Annotated in this window: 18 protein-coding genes and 1 pseudogene; 8 read left to right on the top strand and 11 right to left on the bottom strand. The window is 59.5% G+C overall.

What is annotated here, in order from left to right:
• Positions 1 to 73: 73 nt before the first annotated feature.
• Positions 74 to 466 carry a transcriptional regulator gene (locus tag KI235_RS07785; RefSeq protein ID WP_212795626.1) on the bottom strand — a complete coding sequence of 131 codons (393 nt, stop codon included), beginning with the start codon at positions 464 to 466 and terminating at the stop codon, positions 74 to 76.
• Positions 467 to 651: 185 nt separating this feature from the next.
• Between KI235_RS07785 and KI235_RS07780 the strand changes: the two genes are divergently transcribed.
• Positions 652 to 1,383: a thioredoxin family protein gene (locus tag KI235_RS07780; RefSeq protein WP_212795625.1), complete on the top strand. Its 732-nt coding sequence runs from the start codon at positions 652 to 654 to the stop codon at positions 1,381 to 1,383.
• A gap of 197 nt (positions 1,384 to 1,580) precedes the next feature.
• Here the strand turns inward: KI235_RS07780 and KI235_RS07775 are convergent, their stop codons facing one another.
• Complete coding sequence (locus KI235_RS07775) at positions 1,581 to 1,838, bottom strand: HigA family addiction module antitoxin (RefSeq protein ID WP_038856043.1); 258 nt, start codon at positions 1,836 to 1,838, stop codon at positions 1,581 to 1,583.
• 452 nt (positions 1,839 to 2,290) lie between these two features.
• On the opposite strand from KI235_RS07775, the gene KI235_RS07765 reads away from it, so the two are divergent.
• Positions 2,291 to 2,566, top strand: a complete 276-nt coding sequence (locus KI235_RS07765) for a hypothetical protein (RefSeq protein WP_212795624.1) — start codon at positions 2,291 to 2,293, stop codon at positions 2,564 to 2,566.
• Positions 2,567 to 2,801: 235 nt separating this feature from the next.
• Here the strand turns inward: KI235_RS07765 and KI235_RS07760 are convergent, their stop codons facing one another.
• On the bottom strand, positions 2,802 to 4,148 hold the full coding sequence (locus tag KI235_RS07760) for a DEAD/DEAH box helicase (protein ID WP_212795623.1): 1,347 nt from the start codon (positions 4,146 to 4,148) through the stop codon (positions 2,802 to 2,804).
• 193 nt (positions 4,149 to 4,341) lie between these two features.
• Here KI235_RS07760 and KI235_RS07755 point away from each other — a divergent pair, with 193 nt between their 5' ends.
• The gene (locus KI235_RS07755) at positions 4,342 to 5,640 is read left to right on the top strand and encodes a mechanosensitive ion channel family protein (protein WP_212795622.1); all 1,299 of its coding nucleotides are present in this window, start codon (positions 4,342 to 4,344) and stop codon (positions 5,638 to 5,640) included.
• A 111-nt stretch (positions 5,641 to 5,751) separates the two neighbouring features.
• Here KI235_RS07755 and KI235_RS07750 read toward each other — a convergent pair whose 3' ends face one another.
• From KI235_RS07750 to KI235_RS07735, 4 genes are all read right to left on the bottom strand, one after another.
• Positions 5,752 to 6,618, bottom strand: coding sequence for a carboxylate/amino acid/amine transporter (locus KI235_RS07750; protein ID WP_212795621.1), 867 nt, complete (start codon positions 6,616 to 6,618; stop codon positions 5,752 to 5,754).
• 142 nt (positions 6,619 to 6,760) lie between these two features.
• On the bottom strand, positions 6,761 to 8,629 hold the full coding sequence (locus tag KI235_RS07745; protein WP_039010834.1) for an ATP-binding protein: 1,869 nt from the start codon (positions 8,627 to 8,629) through the stop codon (positions 6,761 to 6,763).
• A gap of 299 nt (positions 8,630 to 8,928) precedes the next feature.
• The gene (locus KI235_RS07740; RefSeq protein WP_003198927.1) at positions 8,929 to 9,528 is read right to left on the bottom strand and encodes an FMN-dependent NADH-azoreductase; all 600 of its coding nucleotides are present in this window, start codon (positions 9,526 to 9,528) and stop codon (positions 8,929 to 8,931) included.
• Between the two features lie 150 nt (positions 9,529 to 9,678).
• Positions 9,679 to 9,993, bottom strand: coding sequence for a hypothetical protein (locus KI235_RS07735; RefSeq protein ID WP_003198925.1), 315 nt, complete (start codon positions 9,991 to 9,993; stop codon positions 9,679 to 9,681).
• 50 nt (positions 9,994 to 10,043) lie between these two features.
• Between KI235_RS07735 and KI235_RS07730 the strand changes: the two genes are divergently transcribed.
• From KI235_RS07730 to aqpZ, 5 genes and pseudogenes are all read left to right on the top strand, one after another.
• Entirely contained in the window at positions 10,044 to 10,967 is a 924-nt protein-coding gene (locus tag KI235_RS07730; RefSeq protein WP_003198924.1) for a LysR family transcriptional regulator, read from the top strand.
• Between the two features lie 14 nt (positions 10,968 to 10,981).
• A complete protein-coding gene (locus KI235_RS07725) occupies positions 10,982 to 11,785 on the top strand; it encodes an alpha/beta hydrolase (protein WP_003198922.1) in 804 nt (267 codons plus the stop codon).
• A 4-nt stretch (positions 11,786 to 11,789) separates the two neighbouring features.
• Positions 11,790 to 12,352: pseudogene (locus KI235_RS07720) on the top strand (peptidylprolyl isomerase).
• Positions 12,353 to 12,435: 83 nt separating this feature from the next.
• Positions 12,436 to 14,322, top strand: a complete 1,887-nt coding sequence (locus KI235_RS07715; protein WP_244864289.1) for an ABC transporter ATP-binding protein — start codon at positions 12,436 to 12,438, stop codon at positions 14,320 to 14,322.
• 300 nt (positions 14,323 to 14,622) lie between these two features.
• A complete protein-coding gene (gene aqpZ, locus KI235_RS07710; RefSeq protein ID WP_028236988.1) occupies positions 14,623 to 15,312 on the top strand; it encodes an aquaporin Z in 690 nt (229 codons plus the stop codon).
• A 16-nt stretch (positions 15,313 to 15,328) separates the two neighbouring features.
• On the opposite strand, the gene KI235_RS07705 is transcribed toward aqpZ, so the two are convergent.
• The 4 genes from KI235_RS07705 to KI235_RS07690 all read right to left on the bottom strand — a co-directional run bounded on the left by KI235_RS07705 (position 15,329) and on the right by KI235_RS07690 (position 18,975).
• On the bottom strand, positions 15,329 to 16,453 hold the full coding sequence (locus KI235_RS07705) for a GNAT family N-acetyltransferase (RefSeq protein WP_003198914.1): 1,125 nt from the start codon (positions 16,451 to 16,453) through the stop codon (positions 15,329 to 15,331).
• Positions 16,454 to 16,595: 142 nt separating this feature from the next.
• A complete protein-coding gene (locus KI235_RS07700; RefSeq protein ID WP_003198912.1) occupies positions 16,596 to 17,906 on the bottom strand; it encodes an OprO/OprP family phosphate-selective porin in 1,311 nt (436 codons plus the stop codon).
• A gap of 227 nt (positions 17,907 to 18,133) precedes the next feature.
• Positions 18,134 to 18,370, bottom strand: a complete 237-nt coding sequence (locus KI235_RS07695; RefSeq protein ID WP_003198910.1) for a zf-HC2 domain-containing protein — start codon at positions 18,368 to 18,370, stop codon at positions 18,134 to 18,136.
• Positions 18,364 to 18,975 carry an RNA polymerase sigma factor gene (locus KI235_RS07690; RefSeq protein ID WP_003198907.1) on the bottom strand — a complete coding sequence of 204 codons (612 nt, stop codon included), beginning with the start codon at positions 18,973 to 18,975 and terminating at the stop codon, positions 18,364 to 18,366. The genes KI235_RS07695 and KI235_RS07690 overlap by 7 nt, the downstream gene beginning before the upstream one ends.
• Positions 18,976 to 19,022 lie beyond the last annotated feature (47 nt).

Genomic DNA, 19,022 nt, shown 5'->3' with positions numbered 1-19,022 from the left:
CCATGTTGCCTGCATCGCGGGCAAGCCTTGCTCCCACACAAACCCAGCTCCCACGGGATTCAGTACAGGCCTGTCAGGCAATCTGCGCCTTGGAAGCCAAATCATCAAACGTAAACTCATCCAGCGCATCTTCCTGCTCATCCAGCACCTGGCGCGGATGATCATTACCCGGGATGCTGCTGTCGATCAGGCTCAACAACCGCGAGCCACGCGGCGTCAGCACAAAATTCTCGCCGTTGCCGCCCTCTTCCTCCGGCCGCGGCTCAATGTAGCCACGTTCAAGCAGCAACTTTTCATACTCCCCAGCGACAGCCTTCAGATGATCGAGGTTCTCGATCGGCTCGCCTTCTGCCGCTTTCGCCGCCGCGTATTCCTCCGCGTAAGCCCGAGGAGCAAAGCTGTGACCGGCGCCGTTCTGCACTTCGTGCAACAACCGTTCGATCAAGTCCCAGTTATAAGTCGTCATCCTGGTCCATCCTCCAAAGAGTGAGATGCCTACCTAGGTTGTGACCGAGGCGCCGCGCCGCCGTTCAGCCGGGTTTCCAGTCGGTCCCAACCTTGAACCGACCAACGGCCTGTCGAATTGCTCCGAGGCCAAACGACCAACTGTTGAAGGCCGATCTAGCGGCCCTGACCACAGGAGAAATCACCATGAACGTAGAGAACCATCCAGTCGTCTCGCGGGAAGAATGGCTCGCCGCCCGCCGCCAACACCTCGCCCACGAAAAAGCCTTCACCCGCGAACGGGACAAACTCAGCGCCGAACGCCGCGCCCTGCCCTGGGTCAAAATCGAAAAACCCTACCGCTTCCAAGGCCCCGACGGCGAACTGAGCCTGGCCGACCTGTTCGGCGGCCGCAGCCAACTGATCATCTACCACTTCATGTTCGGCCCCGGCTGGACAGAAGGCTGCCAGGGCTGCTCGTTCCTGTCCGACCACATCGACGGCGCCAACCAACACCTGGCCCACCACGACGTCGCCTTGGTCGCCGTCTCCCGCGCCCCTTTCGCCGAATTCCAACCCTTCAAACGCCGCATGGGCTGGAAGTTTGACTGGGTCTCATCGCAAGACTGCGACTTCAACTACGACTTCGGCGTCAGCTTCAAAACCGAAGACACCGTCACCGGAAAAGCCACCTACAACTACGAAACAACCGACACCACCGAAGGCGAACTCCCCGGCCTGAGCGTCTTCTATCGCGACGAAGCCGGCGACATCTTCCACACCTACTCCACCTACGCCCGCGGCCTCGACATCCTGGTCGGCACCTACAACTACCTCGACCTGACGCCCAAGGGCCGCAACGAAGACGAAATCATGGACTGGGTGCGACACCACGATAAATACGAAGAGGCCAAGCCTCATGGCTGCTGCCACAGCTAATGCGCCAACCCGCCCAGTCGAGCGCGAACCCTGTGGCGAGGGAGCTTGCTCCCGCTCGACTGCGTAGCGGTCGCCTTCTGTGCCTGCCAGCGTAAATAGCGGGTAATGGAAGGATGGGAAACTAAGGGGACCTGCTTCCATACGAGAACCGGACCAGACCACGATTAAAAAGACAGACCGATCTCGATTCGTCTATCTCAAATCCCCTTGCCCTGCGCCACCCACAGATCGTAAGCATCCTGCATGGCTAGCCAACTCTCCGGCGAACGGCCAAGCGCTACAGACAGCCGCAACGCCATTTCAGGCGAAACGCGGCTAGAGCCCTTCAAGACACGGTTCAGTGTTGAGGGGGTTATCCCGAGCTTTTCTGCCAGTTCAAGGCCGCTGATGCCGTTCGGATCCAAGTAAGTCTCGGCAATGAACTCCCCGGGATGGGGAGGATTGTGCATGTTCATCAGCACGGCGCGGCGGAAGAAATCCTCACCTAGCGGGGGTATATCGCTGGTATCGATGTCCGAGTCGTCCAACTTGGCCAAACGCTCCCAATCGGTTTTCGATGTTTCCGACATAACGTATGCCTCCTGCTTAGTGGCTATTCGGGCGCAGACATGCAGATCTCATCGCCTCGCCGTTCGGTGTAACCAACCACGCCAACCACACACTGATCAGGCCGATGGTTCGACGCGGCGCACCTCTGACCAAAGACTACTGTCGAAACTGTCCTTCTGAAATCAGACGCATCCCGTAAAGAAGTACGAAGGATCCCGCTCGGAGGTTGAAACTTTCTACGAAACGGACAGGCGATGGAACATCTGCCAAGCAGCAGACAAGTCGACGGCTAATGAACTTTCCCCCCAACCCCAGCCTCAACCCATTACCTGCCCAACAAGGAATATGAGGCCCTGCCATGAAGACCCTCTTGAAACTCACCCTCGCCGCCGCCCTCACCTGCGCCCTGCCCGCCTGGGCCACTTGTACGCCTGAGGAAGCGACTGCCAAGCGTGAACAATTGGCCCAGGAAGTGACCAAGCTCACCGAACAGAACCCGGCCAAGGCCAAGGAAATCAACGATGAGTTGCAGGCCATGGACCTGGAGACTGCCAGCAAGGATGTGCCGGATAAGTGCCAGCTGATTGATAAGCGCCTGGAAGAGCTGAAGAACGCGGAGAAGAAAGCGGGATGATTAGCCACAGCCGAGCCCAACCCGCTTTTGTGGCGAGGTTATTTGTGGGAGCAAGGTTTGCCCGCGATGAAGGCGATGCGGTCTTTCAGAAATCGAGGCGCCTGTGTCGCGAGCAAGCTTTGCTCCCACAAATTCCCATCGCCACAGGGGCCCTGCGCTGGACTTGAGTTTGAGTACTCACCCATAAAAAAACCGGACCCAAGGTCCGGTTTTTTCATACAACGCTAACGCTGACTTACTCAGCCGCCGGCGCCTCTGGCTTGCGGCGCTTGAGTGGGGCCATGCCGTCCTTGCTGACCAGCGACGGGGCGTCGGTCTTCGGGCGGTTGGCGGTCTTGCGTTTGGTCGGGGCCTTCGCGCCGGCCTTCTTCTTGTCGCCCTTGGCGTCGACCTTTTTCTTCTTCACACCAACGGCCTTGCCCGACGCCTTGACCTTTTTCGGTCCGCCGTACGTGCCTTTGACTTCCTTGATAGTGCGACGCTCGAAGCTCTGCTTGAGGTAGCGCTCGATGCTCGACATCAGGTTCCAGTCGCCGTGGCAGATCAGCGAGATCGCCAGGCCGTCGTTGCCGGCACGACCGGTCCGACCGATGCGGTGCACGTATTCATCACCGCTGCGGGGCATGTCGAAGTTGATGACCATGTCCAGGCCATCCACGTCCAGGCCACGGGCAGCAACATCGGTGGCGACAAGGATTTTCACGCCGCCCTGCTTCAGGCGGTCGATGGCCAGCTTGCGGTCCTTCTGGTCTTTCTCGCCGTGCAGCACGAACGCCTTGTATTCCTGGGCAACGAGGCGACCGTAGATGCGGTCGGCCATGGCCCGGGTGTTGGTGAAGACGATGGCTTTTTCGTAGGTCTCGTTGGCCAGCAACCAGTTCACGATTTGCTCTTTGTGCTGGTTGTGGTCAGCGGTGATGATCTGCTGGCGGGTGGTGGAGTTCAGTTGGCTGACCGCGTTGAGCTGCAAATGCTCAGGGTTGTTCAGCACCTTGGCGATCATCTCGCGCAAGCCCGAACCGCCGGTGGTGGCAGAGAACAGCATGGTCTGCTGGCGATTGACGCATTCGTCCACCAAGCGCTGCACGTCTTCGGCAAAGCCCATGTCCAACATACGGTCGGCTTCGTCCAGCACCAGCACTTCGACTTCCTTGAGGTCGAGGTTGCCGGCGTTCAACTGCTCGATCATCCGCCCCGGGGTACCGATCAGGATGTCCGGCACCTTGCGCAGCATGGCGGCCTGGACCTTGAAGTCTTCGCCGCCGGTGATCAGGCCGGACTTGATGAAGGTGAACTGCGAGAAGCGCTCCACTTCCTTCAAGGTCTGCTGGGCCAGTTCGCGGGTCGGCAGCAGGATCAGGGTCTTGATGCTGACGCGGACCTTGGCCGGGCCGATCAGGCGGTTGAGGATCGGCAGCACGAACGCGGCGGTCTTGCCGCTGCCGGTTTGCGCCGTCACCCGCAGGTCACGCCCCTGGAGCGCGAGCGGAATAGCCGCTGCCTGCACCGGCGTTGGCTCGACAAATTTAAGCTCGGCCACGGCTTTGAGCAGGCGTTCGTGCAGGGCGAATTGGGAAAACACGGGTGCTACCTCGAAGAAATGCAAAAAAACAGCTGCATAGGGTAACGGTTTCGAGCGCGAAGGCCGAGTTTCTTTATACAAACGGCGGTAAATCAGTGCATTTTTATCAGCCGTTATTGCATCAACGGTCACTTGACCGGGCTTAAATGCTCTAATCGCACCGTCGCATCTTTATAGAAGAACCGTTTCGTCCATGGACATCAAACAACTCTGGGTCAACCTCCAAGACCTCTGGGGTGCCCTTGACCAGCACCCGCTCCTGCATTCCAGCCTCGCCCTGATGGTGCTGCTGGTCATCGCCCTGGTGCTTGGCCGTGTGGCGCGCTACCTGATTTTGCACGCTGCCAAGTTGCTGGGGCGCCAACCGGCCTTGAACTGGGTCAATGACCTGCGCCAGAACAAGGTCTTTCATCGCCTGGCGCAGATGACGCCGTCGCTGATCATCCAGTTCGGCCTGCACCTGGTGCCGGAGCTGAGCAAGACCAGCATGATTTTCCTGGGCAATGTCGCCCTGGCTTTCACCATCCTGTTCATGGTGTTGAGCCTCAGTGCCCTGCTCAGCGCCATGCTGGATGTCTACGCCCGCACCGAGCATGCACGTACCCGCTCGATCAAAGGCTACGTGCAACTGACGAAGATGGTGCTGTATGTGTTTGGCGCGATCATCATCGTTGCCACCCTGATCGACCGCTCGCCGCTGTTGCTGTTGTCGGGCCTGGGTGCGATGTCGGCGGTAATCCTGTTGGTCTACAAGGACACCCTGCTGTCGTTCGTCGCCAGCGTGCAATTGACCAGCAACGACATGCTGCGGGTCGGCGACTGGATCGAGATGCCCCAGGTCGGCGCCGACGGTGATGTGGTGGACATCACACTGCACACGGTCAAGGTGCAGAACTTCGACAAGACCATCGTCTCGATCCCCACATGGCGCCTGATGTCCGAGTCGTTCAAGAACTGGCGCGGCATGCAGCAGTCCGGCGGGCGGCGGATCAAGCGCAGCCTGTTCATCGACGCCAGCGGCGTGCGATTCCTGCACGACGAGGAAGAACAGCGCCTGACCCAGGTGCGCCTGCTGACCGACTACATCGGCCGCAAGCAGGCCGAACTCAAGGCCTGGAACGAGGCCCAGGGCAACGTCGCGGCGATGTCGGCCAACCGTCGGCGGATGACCAACCTGGGCACCTTCCGCGCTTATGCATTGGCGTATTTGAAAAGCCACGCAGAGATCCAGCCGAACATGACCTGCATGGTCCGGCAGTTGCAGACCACCGCCCAGGGCATCCCGCTGGAAATCTACTGCTTCACCCGCACCACAGCGTGGACCGACTACGAACGTATCCAGGGGGATATTTTCGATTACCTGCTGGCGGTGATGCCGGAGTTCGGGTTGAACCTGTACCAGCAGCCGAGCGGCACGGACCTGCGTTCGGGGTTGCTGCCGGCGGTGCTGGGGGCGAGCCACCTGCCGGAGCCGCAGAAGCAGGTGGTCTAAAGCCAACCCCCATTCCCCTGTGGGAGCAAGCTTGCTCGCGATAGCGGTGTGTCAGAAACATAGATGCTGACTGATACTCCACTATCGCGAGCAAGCTCGCTCCCACAGTGTTCAGGGCGAAGGCTGAGGTTGGCGTACCCCCAACCGGCTGATCCACACCGCCGCCAATATCACCGACCCACCCAGCAGCAACCGCCCCAGTGCCTCGTGCTGGTTCCAGATCAGCAGGTTCACCAGTAGCCCCACCGGCACATGCAGGTTGTTCATCACCGCCAGCGTACCGCCATTGACCTGGCACGCGCCCTTGTTCCACCAGTACAGCCCCAACGCGGTGGAGACCAGGCCGAGGAACACCAGCACGCCCCATTGCAGCGGCGCTTCAGGCCAGAAGCTGGCCTTGCCGAACAACAGGAAAGCCGGCAACGCGACCATCAGTGCACCGAGATAGAAATAACCAAAGCGCCGGTAATGCGGCAGGTCGCTCGGGTGGCGGGCCACCAGGTGTTTGTAGAGCACCTGCCCAGCCGCATAGGTGAAGTTGGCCAGTTGCAGCAGCAAGAAGCCCATGAAGAAATCCGGGTTGATCCGGTCGTAGCGAATCACCGCCGCGCCGGCCACGGCCACCAGCGCCGCGATCAGCGCCCAGGGATTGAAGCGACGGTTCAGCGCGTCTTCGATCAAGGTCACGTGCAGGGGCGTCAGGATGGTGAAAAGCAGCACCTCGGGCACCGTCAGCACTCGAAAGCTCAGGTACAGGCAGACGTAGGTCACGCCAAACTGCAAGGCACCGATCAACAACATGCCGCGCATGAACACCGGCTCCACCTGGCGCCAGCGCGTCAGCGGAATGAACACCACCCCGGCCAGCAACACCCGCACCAGCACCGCGAAATAACTGTCCACATGCCCGGCCAGGTACTCGCCGATCAGGCTGAAGGAAAACGCCTGGATCAATGTCACAAAAAGTAGATAGCCCATACCGCCCCTCGTTTCGAATGGCGGCGAAGATAGCGGTTTTGAACGGTGGGAGCGAGCTTGCTGGCGATGGCGGAGTGTCAGTCAGCCTCTGTATTTCTGACCCACCGCCATCGCCAGCAAGCTCGCTCCCACAGATTCCCCACTAACTTGGAATTTCATCCACGACCCAAGAAGTGGCCTGAGGCTGGTGCCGATGGCTGGCGGCACGCTGGAGCACTCGGGTCAGCGCCTGGAAGTTTGCCGGTTTGGTCAAGATGTCATCGGCACCAGCGGCCCTGAAACGCTCTATCTCGCTGGAGAAAACACTCGCGGTGAACGCGACGATGTAGCAAGTATCGCCCTGGGGCAATCCGCGGATTCTACGCACGGCCTCCATCCCATCCATCACGGGCATGTTGATATCCATCAGAATGATCGCTGGCATCGAAGCCATGCAACGATTGACCGCTTCCAGGCCATCTGACGCAAGGTCGGGTGCATAACCCAACTCTTGTAGCATCGCCATGGCCACTTTCTGGCTCACCGGATGGTTCTCCACCAGAAGGATATCGAGCGGATAATCCTCGGCAAAAGACGAGTCGAAGCCAACCGCCGCATGATCATCCTTGATGGGTATTTCCGAGACTGAAAAAAGCGCCAGGGGGAGAGAGAAGGAGAATGTCGAGCCGACACCAGGCTCGCTGGTGAACGATAAAGTCCCCTGCTGCGCCTCAAGCAGGTTCTTACAGATGGAAAGACCCAACCCACTCCCAGTGAAGCGTTGACTGGCCGGCCCTTTAAACTGGGCAAAGGGCTTGAACAGATTGTCTTGCCGTTCCGTGGGGATACCGATGCCGGTATCGCGTATGGAGAAGTCGAGCCATGCTTGGGAGCCGTAGCCGCTGGTGGTGACCAGGAGCGATATTTTTCCGGCTTCGGTAAATTTGCCCGCATTGCCCAGCAAGTTGATCAATATCTGGCGAAGGCAATCCATATCGGTTTTGACCAAAGGCGGTACGTCCGGGGAAAACTGCGCCTCCAGCACGATGGGTTTGTCCTGGATATTTTGCCGGATTAGTTCCATACAGGATGAAACCAGTGCTCTCACTTCGAAAACACGAGGTTTCAATTCAAGTTTGCCTGCTTCGATCTTGGCAAGGTCGAGAATGTTATCGATAAGAGACAGCAGGGTCCGTCCACTGGAATGAATCGTTGTAAGAAGACGGCGTTGCTCGGGATCCAGGGCAGACCGGGCCAGTAATTCGGTCGCACCAATGACACCGTACATCGGGGTGCGAATTTCATGACTCATGGTTGCCAGAAAGCTGGTTTTTGAACGATCAGCGTCTTCGGCGGCATTTTTCGCCTGATTCAATACCTGCTCATTGACCCGCAATTGCTGCAGATGAGTGCGCATGCGCAAAAGGAGGAGAGCGAGAAATACCAGGATGGCCAGGATGATGTGGTAAAGGGAGTCATGATTAAGTTGTTGGTAGTAGTCCGCCAAGGTAATTTCCGCCCCGACAACATACACCGTACCGTCTTGTGATTTTAACGGGACAAAGACCGCGCGAAAATCACCCCAATGATCCGAGTAGTCGATCCAGGTTGGCTCGGTGCGCTTAAAACTATCGAGTAAAGCCTGGCTGGCATCGGGATAAGGGTCGAAAAAACGCACGAAATTCTTCTCTTGAATTTCTTTTTTCGATGCACTGGAACTGATCAGGTAGGCCTTTGCATCTCGCTTGATCACGCTATAGACAAAAGCAGTCCCCATGGACTCGTTGAAGCCGGAAAGCCGCTGGATGGTATCCCAGTCCTGCGCTTGCGATTTGGATTGTTTATCGACCAGGTTGTCATGGTAACGGTCGCCGAGGATGGCTGAAGCGCCCAGCGCGGCATGCAGCAATTTATTATTGATGTTGTCAGTGAGGACGCTTTGCGTCTCGACATAGAGGTAGTAGATATAACCACTTGCCCCTATGAGATAGGCCAGGAATAAAGCCCATGTTTTCCGTCTGACTTTGAACATATCACAGTCTCCCTACTGTAATTGCGCGCATAAATTACCACAGCAGGCATCGAGAGACTTGCCAAATCCGGGAGAAGCCTGGGCCTGCACATCTTCCACCCCTCAAGGCTTTAAGGGCCGCTCATCTTAAAGGATCGTTGTTTCCATTTCCCCAAAAAAAAGCCCGATCTCGCTAACGCGTTCAATCGGGCTGATGCACTCAGGAGCAATAAGTGCAAAGGGAGGTTCGATGCGCAAAACGGTTTGAAGGGAAGCGCCAAGTCACTAGACCACCTGGCGATTATCCGAGGATTAACGGATCAGGCGACCTGCGCCAGTTTGGCGTTGGCCTGATTCAGGCCCTTCTCCTGGAAGTCGCCGCCCAGGTTCATGCCCTCTGCATGGATGAAGGTCACGTCGTGGATCCCGATGAAGCCCATCACCTGGCGCAGGTAGGGTTCTTGATGGTCAGAGCTGCCGCCAGCGTGAATGCCACCACGGGCGGTGAGCACGAAAGCGCGCTTGTCGGCCAGCAGGCCTTGAGGGCCGGTGGGGGTGTATTTGAACGTCACGCCGGCACGCAGCACGTGGTCGAGCCAGGCTTTCAGGGTGCTGGGGATGGCGAAGTTGTACATCGGCGCAGCCATCACCAGTACGTCGGCGGCCAGCAGTTCATCGGTCAGTTGGTTGGAGCGTTCCAGCGAGGCGTTTTCAACGTCGCTGCGCTGCTCGGCCGGCTTCATCCAGCCCCCCAGCAGATTGGCATCCAGATGCGGCACCGGATTGATGGCCAGGTCGCGAACGCTGATTTCGTCGGCCGGGTGCGCCGCTTTCCACTGGCTGATAAAGGTTTGGGTCAGTTGACGGGACACCGAGTCTTGCTGGCGGGCACTGCTTTCGATGATCAGAACGCGGGACATGGCTTGTAGGCTCCATCTGAGAATGTTGTCAGTCGATGGAGTGAAGATTAAACGCGAGCATATCGATGAAAAAGCGCAAATAACTGCTGTAAAGCATCGATAAATTCGTTTATAAGCGGAGCAAGCAATATTGCCTGCCCCACTGCCGGGCTATTTCGGCTGACAGGTCAGCTTGATGCGCAGCTTGATGATGTTGCGGTTGAACTTGGCCGTGGCGTTCTTGAACTTGCCGGCGGCGACTTCGATCTTGCGGGTGCGAGGTGCTTCAGGGCCATTGCTGAAGACCACGGTACAAGCCGCGTCGGTGCTGCCGTAGTTGTTGACCTGGATGGAACCGATATCGGCATCGGTGTCATAGGCGTTGTAGTCGATGCTCAGGCCGTTGAGGTGTTTTTCCACATCGATCGGGTAGGCAAACGCAGTCAGTGGCAGCAAGGCCAGCACCACACAACAGATTTTCTTCATTCGGCAGTCTCCACCAAGGGACTGCCAGCTTAGGACAAGAGGAGCTCGATATGAAAGCGCCCCGCGTGACCCTTGATCAATGGCGCACCTTGCAGGCCGTGGTCGACCACGGTGGCTTCGCCCAGGCCGCTGAAGTGCTGCATCGCTCCCAGTCGTCAGTGAGCTACACCGTGGCCCGCATGCAGGATCAGCTCGGCGTACCGTTGCTGCGCATCGATGGTCGCAAGGCCGTGCTGACCGAGGCCGGCGGCGTACTGCTGCGCCGTTCCCGGCAACTGGTGAAACAGGCCAGCCAACTGGAAGACCTGGCCCACCACATGGAGCAAGGCTGGGAAGCGGAAGTGCGCCTGGTGGTCGACGCGGCCTACCCCAACGCCCGCCTCGTTCGCGCCTTGACGGCGTTCATGCCACAAAGCCGTGGCTGCCGGGTGCGGCTGCGCGAAGAAGTGTTGTCGGGTGTCGAAGAAGTGCTGCTCGAAGGCGTGGCCGACCTGGCCATCAGCAGCTTCAGCATTCCTGGCTATCTGGGGGCAGAATTGAGCGACGTTGAATTCGTCGCGGTGGCCCATCCCGAACACGCCCTGCATCGCCTCAACCGCGAGCTGACGTTCCAGGATCTGGAGAGCCAGTTGCAAGTGGTGATCCGCGACTCCGGACGCCAGCAACCTCGCGACGTGGGTTGGCTCGGCGCCGAGCAGCGCTGGACCGTCGGCAGCCTGGCCACCGCCGCGACCTTCGTAGGCAGCGGCCTGGGCTTCGCCTGGCTGCCCCGGCACATGATTGAGCGGGAACTCAAGGAAGGCACGCTTAAACAGCTACCCTTGGATCAGGGCGGCAGCCGCAACCCGAGCTTCTATCTGTATTCGAACAAGGAAAAACCCCTGGGCCCGGCCACGCAGATCCTGATCGAATTGCTGCGCACCTTCGACACCGCGCCACTGGATGCGCCGTTCGCAGCCCCTGAACAAGCCTGACAAGGAGTTCACCGATGGCCTATTTCGAGCACGAAGGTTGCAACCTGCACTACGAGGAATACGGCCACGGCACGCCCTTGGTATTGGTCCACGGGCTGGGTTCCAGTACCCAGGATTGGGAAAAACAGATCCCGGTGCTGTCCACCCACTATCACCTGATCGTGGTGGATGTGCGCGGCCACGGTCGCTCCGACAAGCCGCGCGGGCGCTACAGCATCGAAGGTTTCAGCGCCGACCTGAGCGCCCTGATCGAACACCTGGGCCTGGGCCCGGTGCATCTGGTGGGCTGGTCCATGGGCGGCATGATCTGTTTTCAACTGGCAGTGGATGACCCCGGACGGCTCAAGAGCCTGTGCATCGTCAACAGCGCGCCCGAAGTCAAAGTCCGCACGCCCGACGATTGCTGGCAATGGTTCAAGCGCTGGAGCCTGATGCGCCTGCTCAGCCTGGAAACCATCGGCAAGGCCCTCGGCGCCAAGTTGTTCCCCAAGCCCGAACAAACCGAGTTACGCCTGGAAATGGCCCGGCGCTGGGCAAAGAACGACAAACATGCTTATCTCGCCAGCTTCGATGCGATCGTAGGCTGGGGCGTTCAGGAACGACTTTCGCAGGTTGCCTGTCCAACCCTCGTCATCTGCGCCGACCACGACTACACCCCGGTGGCGCTGAAAGAAGCCTATGTAAAACTGCTGCCCGACGCACGGCTGGTGGTCATCGCCGATTCACGGCACGCTACCCCGCTGGATCAACCCGAACGCTTCAACCAAACCCTGCTCGACTTTTTGACCGCAACCGATTCCACCACTCAGGATCACTGACCCCATGCTGAAAAAAATCGCCCTTGCCGCCGGCACCGTACTGTTTGCCGCCAACCTGATGGCTGCGACACCCGCCAAGGCACCGCATGTATTGCTGGACACCACCAACGGCCAGATCGAAATCGAACTGGACCCGGTCAAGGCCCCATCAGTACCAAGAACTTCCTTGAGTACGTAGACAGCGGCTTCTACAACAACACGATTTTTCACCGCGTGATCCCGGGCTTCATGGCCCAGGGCGGCGGCTTTACCCAACAGATGCAGCAAAAAGACACCAAGGCACCGATCAAGAACGAAGCCAGCAATGGCCTGCACAACGTTCGCGGCACCTTGTCGATGGCGCGCACCTCCAACCCGGACTCGGCCACCAGCCAGTTCTTCATCAACGTGGCCGACAACGCGTTCCTCGACCCGGGCCGTGACGCCGGTTACGCGGTGTTCGCCAAAGTGGTCAAGGGCATGGACGTAGTGGACATCATCGTCAACTCCCAGACCACCACCAAACAAGGCATGCAAAACGTGCCGATCGACCCTGTGCTCATCAAGTCGGCCAAGCGCGTCGACTGAAGAGGCACACGGCAAGCCTGGGTGGCGCGGTGATCCCGCGCCGCCCATAGCAAAAAGGAGAGCCCTTGCCAGGGCATTGACTGATGGTTTATCGCCGTTTCGAAACACTGATCGATATCTTCCGCGACGCCCCGACCTCGGCCCCACCGAATCGCGTCCTGCCCTTCTACACCTATTACCTGAAACAGGTCTGGCCCAGCTTCGCCGTACTGCTGGTGGTGGGCCTGATCGGCGCGTTGATCGAAGTGGCGCTGTTCAGCTACCTGAGCCGCATCATCGACCTGACCCAGGGCACGCCCAATGTGGACTTCTTCAAGGTCCATGGCCTGGAGCTGGCCTGGATGGCCGTGGTGGCGCTGATCTTCCGGCCGATCTTCGTGGCCCTGCATGACCTGCTCGTGCACCAGACCCTGAGCCCCAGCATGACCAGCCTGATTCGCTGGCAGAACCACAGCTACGTGCTCAAGCAGAGCCTGAATTTCTTCCAGAACGACTTCGCCGGGCGCATCGCCCAGCGCATCATGCAGACCGGCAACTCCCTGCGTGACTCGGCGGTTCAGGCCGTGGATGCCCTGTGGCACGTGCTGATCTACGCCGTCAGTTCCCTGGTGCTGTTCGCCGAAGCCGACTGGCGCCTGATGATCCCGCTGCTGATGTGGATTGCCGCCTACATCGGCGCACTCTGCTATTTCGTGCCACGGGTCAAGGAGCGCTCGGTGGTGTCGTCCGATGCCCGCTCCAAACTGATGGGGCGGATCGTCGATGGCTACACCAACATCACCACCCTGAAGCTGTTCGCCCATACCAATTTCGAACAGCAATACGCCCGCGAAGCCATCCAGGAGCAGACCGAAAAAGCCCAGTTGGCTGGCCGGGTGGTGACCAGCATGGACCTGGTCATCACCAGCATGAACGGGCTGCTGATCGTCGGCACCACCGCGCTGGCATTGTGGCTCTGGACCCAGTCGCTGATCAGCGTCGGCGCCATCGCGTTGGCCACCGGGCTGGTGATACGCATCGTCAACATGTCCGGCTGGATCATGTGGGTCGTCACCGGCATCTTCGAAAACATCGGCATGGTCCAGGATGGTTTGCAGACCATCGCCCAGCCGGTCAGTGTCACCGACCGCGATCAGGCCAAGCCTCTGGCCGTGGCCCGGGGCGAGGTGCGTTTCGAGCACGTGGATTTCCACTATGGCAAGAAAAGTGGCGTGATCGGCGACCTCAACCTGACCATCAAGCCCGGCGAGAAAATCGGCCTGATCGGCCCGTCCGGCGCGGGTAAATCCACCTTGGTCAACCTGCTGCTGCGCCTCTATGACGTGCAAGGCGGGCGCATTCTCATCGATGGCCAGGACATCGCCGAAGTCGGCCAGGAAAGCCTGCGCGAACGCATCGGCATGATCACCCAGGACACGTCGCTGCTGCATCGTTCGATTCGCGAGAACCTGCTCTACGGCAAGCCCGACGCCACCGATGCGCAACTCTGGGAAGCCGTGCGCAAGGCCCGGGCCGATGAGTTCATCCCACTGCTGTCGGACGCCGAAGGCCGCACCGGCTTCGATGCCCATGTGGGTGAGCGCGGCGTGAAACTGTCCGGCGGCCAGCGCCAGCGCATCGCTATCGCGCGGGTACTGCTCAAGGACGCGCCGATCCTGATCATGGACGAAGCGACGTCAGCGCTGGACTCGGAAGTCGAGGCGGCGATCCAGGAAAGCCTCGAGACCTTGATGCAAGGCAAGACCGTGATCGCCATCGCCCACCGCCTCTCCACCATCGCCCGGATGGACCGATTGGTGGTGCTGGAGAATGGCCGCATCGCCGAAACCGGCAGCCATGCCGAACTGCTGGCCCATGGCGGGTTGTATGCCCGATTGTGGCAGCATCAGACCGGGGGTTTGTGGGGATCGACTGAGCTTCTACAGACAGGTGGTGTGGGGTCGTGTGGGAGCAAGACTTGCCCGCGATGAAGATAACGCGGTCTCCCGGATGGCCCGAGGCGCCTGTATCGCGAGCAAGCTTTGCTCCCACAGCCCAGTGTCCGAGCGCCATTCTGAAAAATTCTGTCCAGGATCCATTTAGCCCGCACCGCAACGACATACTCCCCTCGACCACGGCCAAAACCGCCACCGTCCATGACGCTGGCGGTTTTTTTGTCGCTGGATTTGTTGCAGCACTCTGCTGTACTCAGCCCAGGTTCTGGAGATGAACCTGTCGTAATACTGCTGGATGCATAACCGATTATCACGACTGTTTTATCAAGGAAGCTTATGTCTTTACTCAAACGTTCAACGACTGAGTTGTTGGGTACGTTCTGGCTGGTATTGGGCGGCTGCGGCAGCGCGGTATTGGCCGCCTCCGGGATTGGCGTGCTGGGGGTTGCCCTGGCGTTCGGCCTGACGGTGTTGACCATGGCATTCGCCATCGGGCATATCTCGGGTTGCCACCTGAACCCGGCGGTGTCGGTGGGCTTGTACGTGGGCGGGCGGTTTCCGGCCAGGGAGTTGCCTGCCTACATCGTTGCCCAAGTCATAGGGGGTGTACTGGCCGCCGCATTGATCTACTTCATCGCCAGCGGCAAGGAAGGCTTTGACCTGGCCGCGTCCGGCCTGGCAGCGAACGGTTATGGCGAGCATTCGCCGGGTGGGTATTCGATGGCGACCGGTTTTGTCACCGAGCTGGTCATGACGGCAATGTTCATCCTGATCATCCTCGGCGCCACCGATAAACGTGCGCCCGCCGGGCTGGCACCGATTGCCATCGGCCTGGCCCTGACGCTCATTCACCTGATCTCGATTCCGGTCACCAACACGTCCGTCAACCCGGCCCGCAGTACCGGTCCGGCGCTGATTGTCGGTGGCTGGGCCATCGAGCAACTGTGGCTGTTCTGGGTAGCGCCGCTGCTGGGTGCCGTCATCGGCGGTGTCTCGTACCGCTGGCTGGGCCAGGAAAACCGCTGAGTCACACCCGCGAAAATCAGCACTGCCGATAAGGCAGTGCTGTTTTCGCCTCTTCGGCATACGCCAGCACACCCTCCTGTTCCCGGGCGAGAAAATCTTCGACCGCCGCTTTCAAACCAGGGTGGCGCAGGTAATGCCATGAGCGGGTAATCACCGGCTCGAACCCGCGAATCAATTTGTGCTCACCCTGGGCGCCGGCGTCAAAACGCTGCAAGCCATGGGCAATCGCGTAGTCCATGCCTTGATAGAAACAGGTCTCGAAGTGCAGGCGGTCGAACTCCGCCAGACAGCCCCAATAACGTCCGTAGAAACTGTCGCCACCCACCAGGCTGAACGCCATCGCCACCGGCCGCGAACCTTGCTTGGCCAGCACCACGCGAATGGCCTCGGGCATGCGTTCGGCCAGCAGGCTGAAAAACGCTCGGGTCAAGTAAGGCGCCTGCCGTCGTATCGCGTAGGTGTTGGCGTAACAGGCGTAGACAAAATCCCACTGCGCCTCGTCCAACTGATGACCTTCGAGCCATTCGAACGCGATGCCCTGCCCCGCCACTTGCTCACGCTCCTTGCGCATCTGCTTGCGCTTGCGGGAACTGAGCGCATCGAGAAAATCCTGGAAGTCGCGATAACCGCGATTCTGCCAGTGATACTGGCAGCCGATCCGCTGCAGCCAGCCTTCTTGCCCGGCAAGCGCCGCGTCGGTGAAGGCATCGGTGAAGTTGATGTGGGCACTGGAAAGCCCTTCGATCTCCAGGTACCCCGGCAAGCTGCCCAGCAGCTCCAGGCCATCTTCCCCGCGCGCCGCCAGCAACCGCGGGCCACTGACCGGGCTGAACGGCACCGCCGTCAACAGCTTGGGGTAATAGTCGATGCCAGCGCGGGCGCAAGCGTCGGCCCAGGCGTGGTCGAACACGTATTCGCCGTAGGAATGCCACTTGCGGTAACTGGGCAAGGCCGCCAGCAGATGACCGTCTTCAATGTGCAGCAAATGCTCGGCTTGCCAACCGGATTGCGGGCCCAGGCTGGCACTGTCTTCCAGGGTGCTCAGGAAGGCGTGGCGCAGGAACGGTTGATTGGCGGGCACCAGCGCGTCCCACTCGGGCGGCGCGATGGCGGACAGGCTGTCCAAGACGTGAAGCGGCATGCGATTCCTCGATAGCCAGACGACGGATGGAGCGAGTATCGCCGATCCTGACCGGGCGCACATAAAAAAACCCCGCCAGAGGCGGGGTTCAAAGGAGCGCTTTAACGGATGAAGTCAGAGCGGTGTATCAAGTCAACGCGATTTAGAACACGTACTGGGCACGCATCACAAAACCGTCGCCATCGTCGTCGCCATTGGCGTTGGTGACTTTGTCGGTCTTGGCCTTGATGTAGGCAGCGGAGATTTTCACCGCTTCGTTGGCGTACCAGTTCACGCCCAGGTTGTGCACCTTGGCTTCGGCATCGCCTACTTCACGAGTCGCCGAGGCAGTGGTGATGTTGTCGTCTTCGACGGTCATGCTGTCGAAGCGGTAGAACACTTCCCAGGCGCCGATGGATTTGTTCTGAGGCTTGATCGCGTCAAACTTGCCGACTTTATAGCCGCGGGATTCACCGGTGAGGGTGTAGGCACCCTGGACGTAGAAGCCGTGGCCTTTGATGTCTTCGAAGGCGGCGCTGTCAGCCTTGGTCTTGCGGGAGATGTACTCACCCTGGATCGACGCAGGACCCATGGCGAAAGCGGCTTCCAGGCCGAAGGCGGTGTCAGTGTCGTACGAACCGGCCGGCGAGTTGTTGGCGCCGCCCAGGACCGGACGGTTGCCGTTAGGGCCGGCGTCGTTGCCACCCAGGGTTTCAACGCCACGCATGCCCAGGCGGGAGCGGTAACGTGCGTCGAACGCGGTGTCCGAAACGTCACGCGAGGCCACGTTCAAACCGAAGTGCAGCACGTTGCCGGCTTCGTGCATCGGTGCGAATACAAAGCGACCGTTGACTTGCTTGACGCTGTCGCCGTCGGTGTCGTCGGTGTCCTTGCTGAACACGCCAGCCGAGGCATAGAACGAATCGGCGAAGGTGCTGGAAGCTTGGATGCCCAGGCCGTTCTGATGGCTGTTGGCCCAGTCGATCAGGTCGTAGGCGGCGTTACGCTCAGGTGCAGTCACCCACTTGGAGCTGGTGGCTTTTTCCAGGCCGAAATCGGGGTCAAAACGACCGACCTTGATCGAGACCGGCTTGAAGCCGTTATAGGCCAGGGACGCTTCGTCGAAGTAGCCGTTATCGGAGTCGCCACTGTTGTGGGACATGTCGTAGTTGATGGTGTAGGCCCAATCCGTGTACAGCACGCCGGACAGTTCCAGGAAGGCGCGACGGATGTAAGCGGCGTCGGCCGATTTACCGTTGTCGGTGTAGATACCATCGAACTGGCTGTAGTCAGCCTGCAGACGACCACCGAGCTTGAAGCTGAACTCTTTGTCAGTGGTAGCGACCTCAAGGCCGCCCTTGGTTTTGACTACGATATCGGCGCCATCGGTAGTGACGGTGCCGGCGAAAGCCTGGGCGGTTACTGCCATTGCCAGTGCGCTGGCGGCAACACCTGCGAAGTGCTTGCGGATCATCGAAGAATTCCCCTGTTGGTAGTCTATGCGTTAGAAAACACGCGGAACTGGGCCCGCTGGTGTTGGGAGGGGATCTTGGCGACGGGTTGTGTCAGGCGAGTTGCTATCACATAAAGATTTTATGACAGCGGAACTTTTTACTTCGAATGGGAATAACAAATCCAGCCATGGAGAACCTGTGGGAGCGAGCTTGCTCGCTCCCACAGGGGGTTGGTGTGTATCGCGGTTTAGCGGATGTTTCTGCGGCGCTCGGCGGCGAGTTTCTCGGCGAGGTGATCCAGGTCGGGGATCGGCGGTTGCGGCAGTTTCCTGAGGGTCGCCTGCATCAGGCGCATCTGGCGGATAAAACGCCGGCAGTTGGGGCAGAACATCAGGTGATGACGCACCATCAGGCGTTCACGAAAACTTAACTGGCCGTCGAGATAATCGCTGGAGCGCGCCACTTGTTCCTTGCAGGTCAGCATTCGCCGGTTTCCTCGAAATGTTCAACGGTCGCGAAGACTTTCAGCCGGGCGCGATGCAACAGCACTCGCACATTGGAGAGCGAAATATCCAGAAGATTACAGATTTCTTCCAGCTCCAGCCCCTGGCGTTCCCGCAGGTTCAGCACGCTGCCTTGCAGTTCCGACAGGCTGAGCAATGTGTGCTCCAGGCAATCGCGTAATTCCTCCATCGTGAGCAGCGCCTCAGGCGTGTCCTGGTGCCAGGCGAACGGCGCCAGCAGCCAATGACCATCGGCGGCGAAACGATCATCGCCGAGGGTGCCATGGGGTGACGGCAGATCGTCGAGCAACACCTCCCGACGGTTCTGCTTGTAGCGCCCTTTGGCGGCGTTGGCGGTGATGGTCAACAGCCAGGTCTTGAGGCTGGAACGCCCCTGGAACCCACTGAGATTGCGCACCACCGACAGCCACGCGTCCTGCACCACTTCGTCGACATGGCGACTGCCGACAATGGCATAGGCCACGGCGCGCATCGGGCTCTGGTAGGCGCTGACCAGTTCCCTGTAGGCCTGCTGCTCACCGGCCAGGAGACGTTGGAGCAGGAGGCTGTCATCGGTGACCGTCATTCAATGCCCTATTGCTGGATAGATCGCGGTTGTTGCAGCTTGTGGGA

The sequence above is a fragment of the Pseudomonas sp. St386 genome (assembly GCF_018325865.1).
GTDB lineage: Bacteria > Pseudomonadota > Gammaproteobacteria > Pseudomonadales > Pseudomonadaceae > Aquipseudomonas > Aquipseudomonas brassicacearum.
The sequence above is the reverse complement of the archived record's forward strand: the minus strand, read 5'-3'. Positions and strand labels throughout refer to the sequence as shown.

Bases quoted from the DNA above. Each gene is read 5' to 3' on its own strand.
- KI235_RS07785 (WP_212795626.1), bottom strand. From the start codon at position 466: ATGACGACTTATAACTGGGACTTGATCGAACGGTTGTTGCACGAAGTG.
- KI235_RS07780 (WP_212795625.1), top strand. From the start codon at position 652: ATGAACGTAGAGAACCATCCAGTCGTCTCGCGGGAAGAATGGCTCGCC.
- KI235_RS07775 (WP_038856043.1), bottom strand. From the start codon at position 1,838: ATGAACATGCACAATCCTCCCCATCCCGGGGAGTTCATTGCCGAGACT.
- KI235_RS07765 (WP_212795624.1), top strand. From the start codon at position 2,291: ATGAAGACCCTCTTGAAACTCACCCTCGCCGCCGCCCTCACCTGCGCC.
- KI235_RS07755 (WP_212795622.1), top strand. From the start codon at position 4,342: ATGGACATCAAACAACTCTGGGTCAACCTCCAAGACCTCTGGGGTGCC.
- KI235_RS07750 (WP_212795621.1), bottom strand. From the start codon at position 6,618: ATGGGCTATCTACTTTTTGTGACATTGATCCAGGCGTTTTCCTTCAGC.
- KI235_RS07745 (WP_039010834.1), bottom strand. From the start codon at position 8,629: ATGTTCAAAGTCAGACGGAAAACATGGGCTTTATTCCTGGCCTATCTC.
- KI235_RS07740 (WP_003198927.1), bottom strand. From the start codon at position 9,528: ATGTCCCGCGTTCTGATCATCGAAAGCAGTGCCCGCCAGCAAGACTCG.
- KI235_RS07735 (WP_003198925.1), bottom strand. From the start codon at position 9,993: ATGAAGAAAATCTGTTGTGTGGTGCTGGCCTTGCTGCCACTGACTGCG.
- KI235_RS07730 (WP_003198924.1), top strand. From the start codon at position 10,044: ATGAAAGCGCCCCGCGTGACCCTTGATCAATGGCGCACCTTGCAGGCC.
- KI235_RS07725 (WP_003198922.1), top strand. From the start codon at position 10,982: ATGGCCTATTTCGAGCACGAAGGTTGCAACCTGCACTACGAGGAATAC.
- KI235_RS07715 (WP_244864289.1), top strand. From the start codon at position 12,436: ATGGTTTATCGCCGTTTCGAAACACTGATCGATATCTTCCGCGACGCC.
- aqpZ (WP_028236988.1), top strand. From the start codon at position 14,623: ATGTCTTTACTCAAACGTTCAACGACTGAGTTGTTGGGTACGTTCTGG.
- KI235_RS07705 (WP_003198914.1), bottom strand. From the start codon at position 16,453: ATGCCGCTTCACGTCTTGGACAGCCTGTCCGCCATCGCGCCGCCCGAG.
- KI235_RS07700 (WP_003198912.1), bottom strand. From the start codon at position 17,906: ATGATCCGCAAGCACTTCGCAGGTGTTGCCGCCAGCGCACTGGCAATG.
- KI235_RS07695 (WP_003198910.1), bottom strand. From the start codon at position 18,370: ATGCTGACCTGCAAGGAACAAGTGGCGCGCTCCAGCGATTATCTCGAC.
- KI235_RS07690 (WP_003198907.1), bottom strand. From the start codon at position 18,975: ATGACGGTCACCGATGACAGCCTCCTGCTCCAACGTCTCCTGGCCGGT.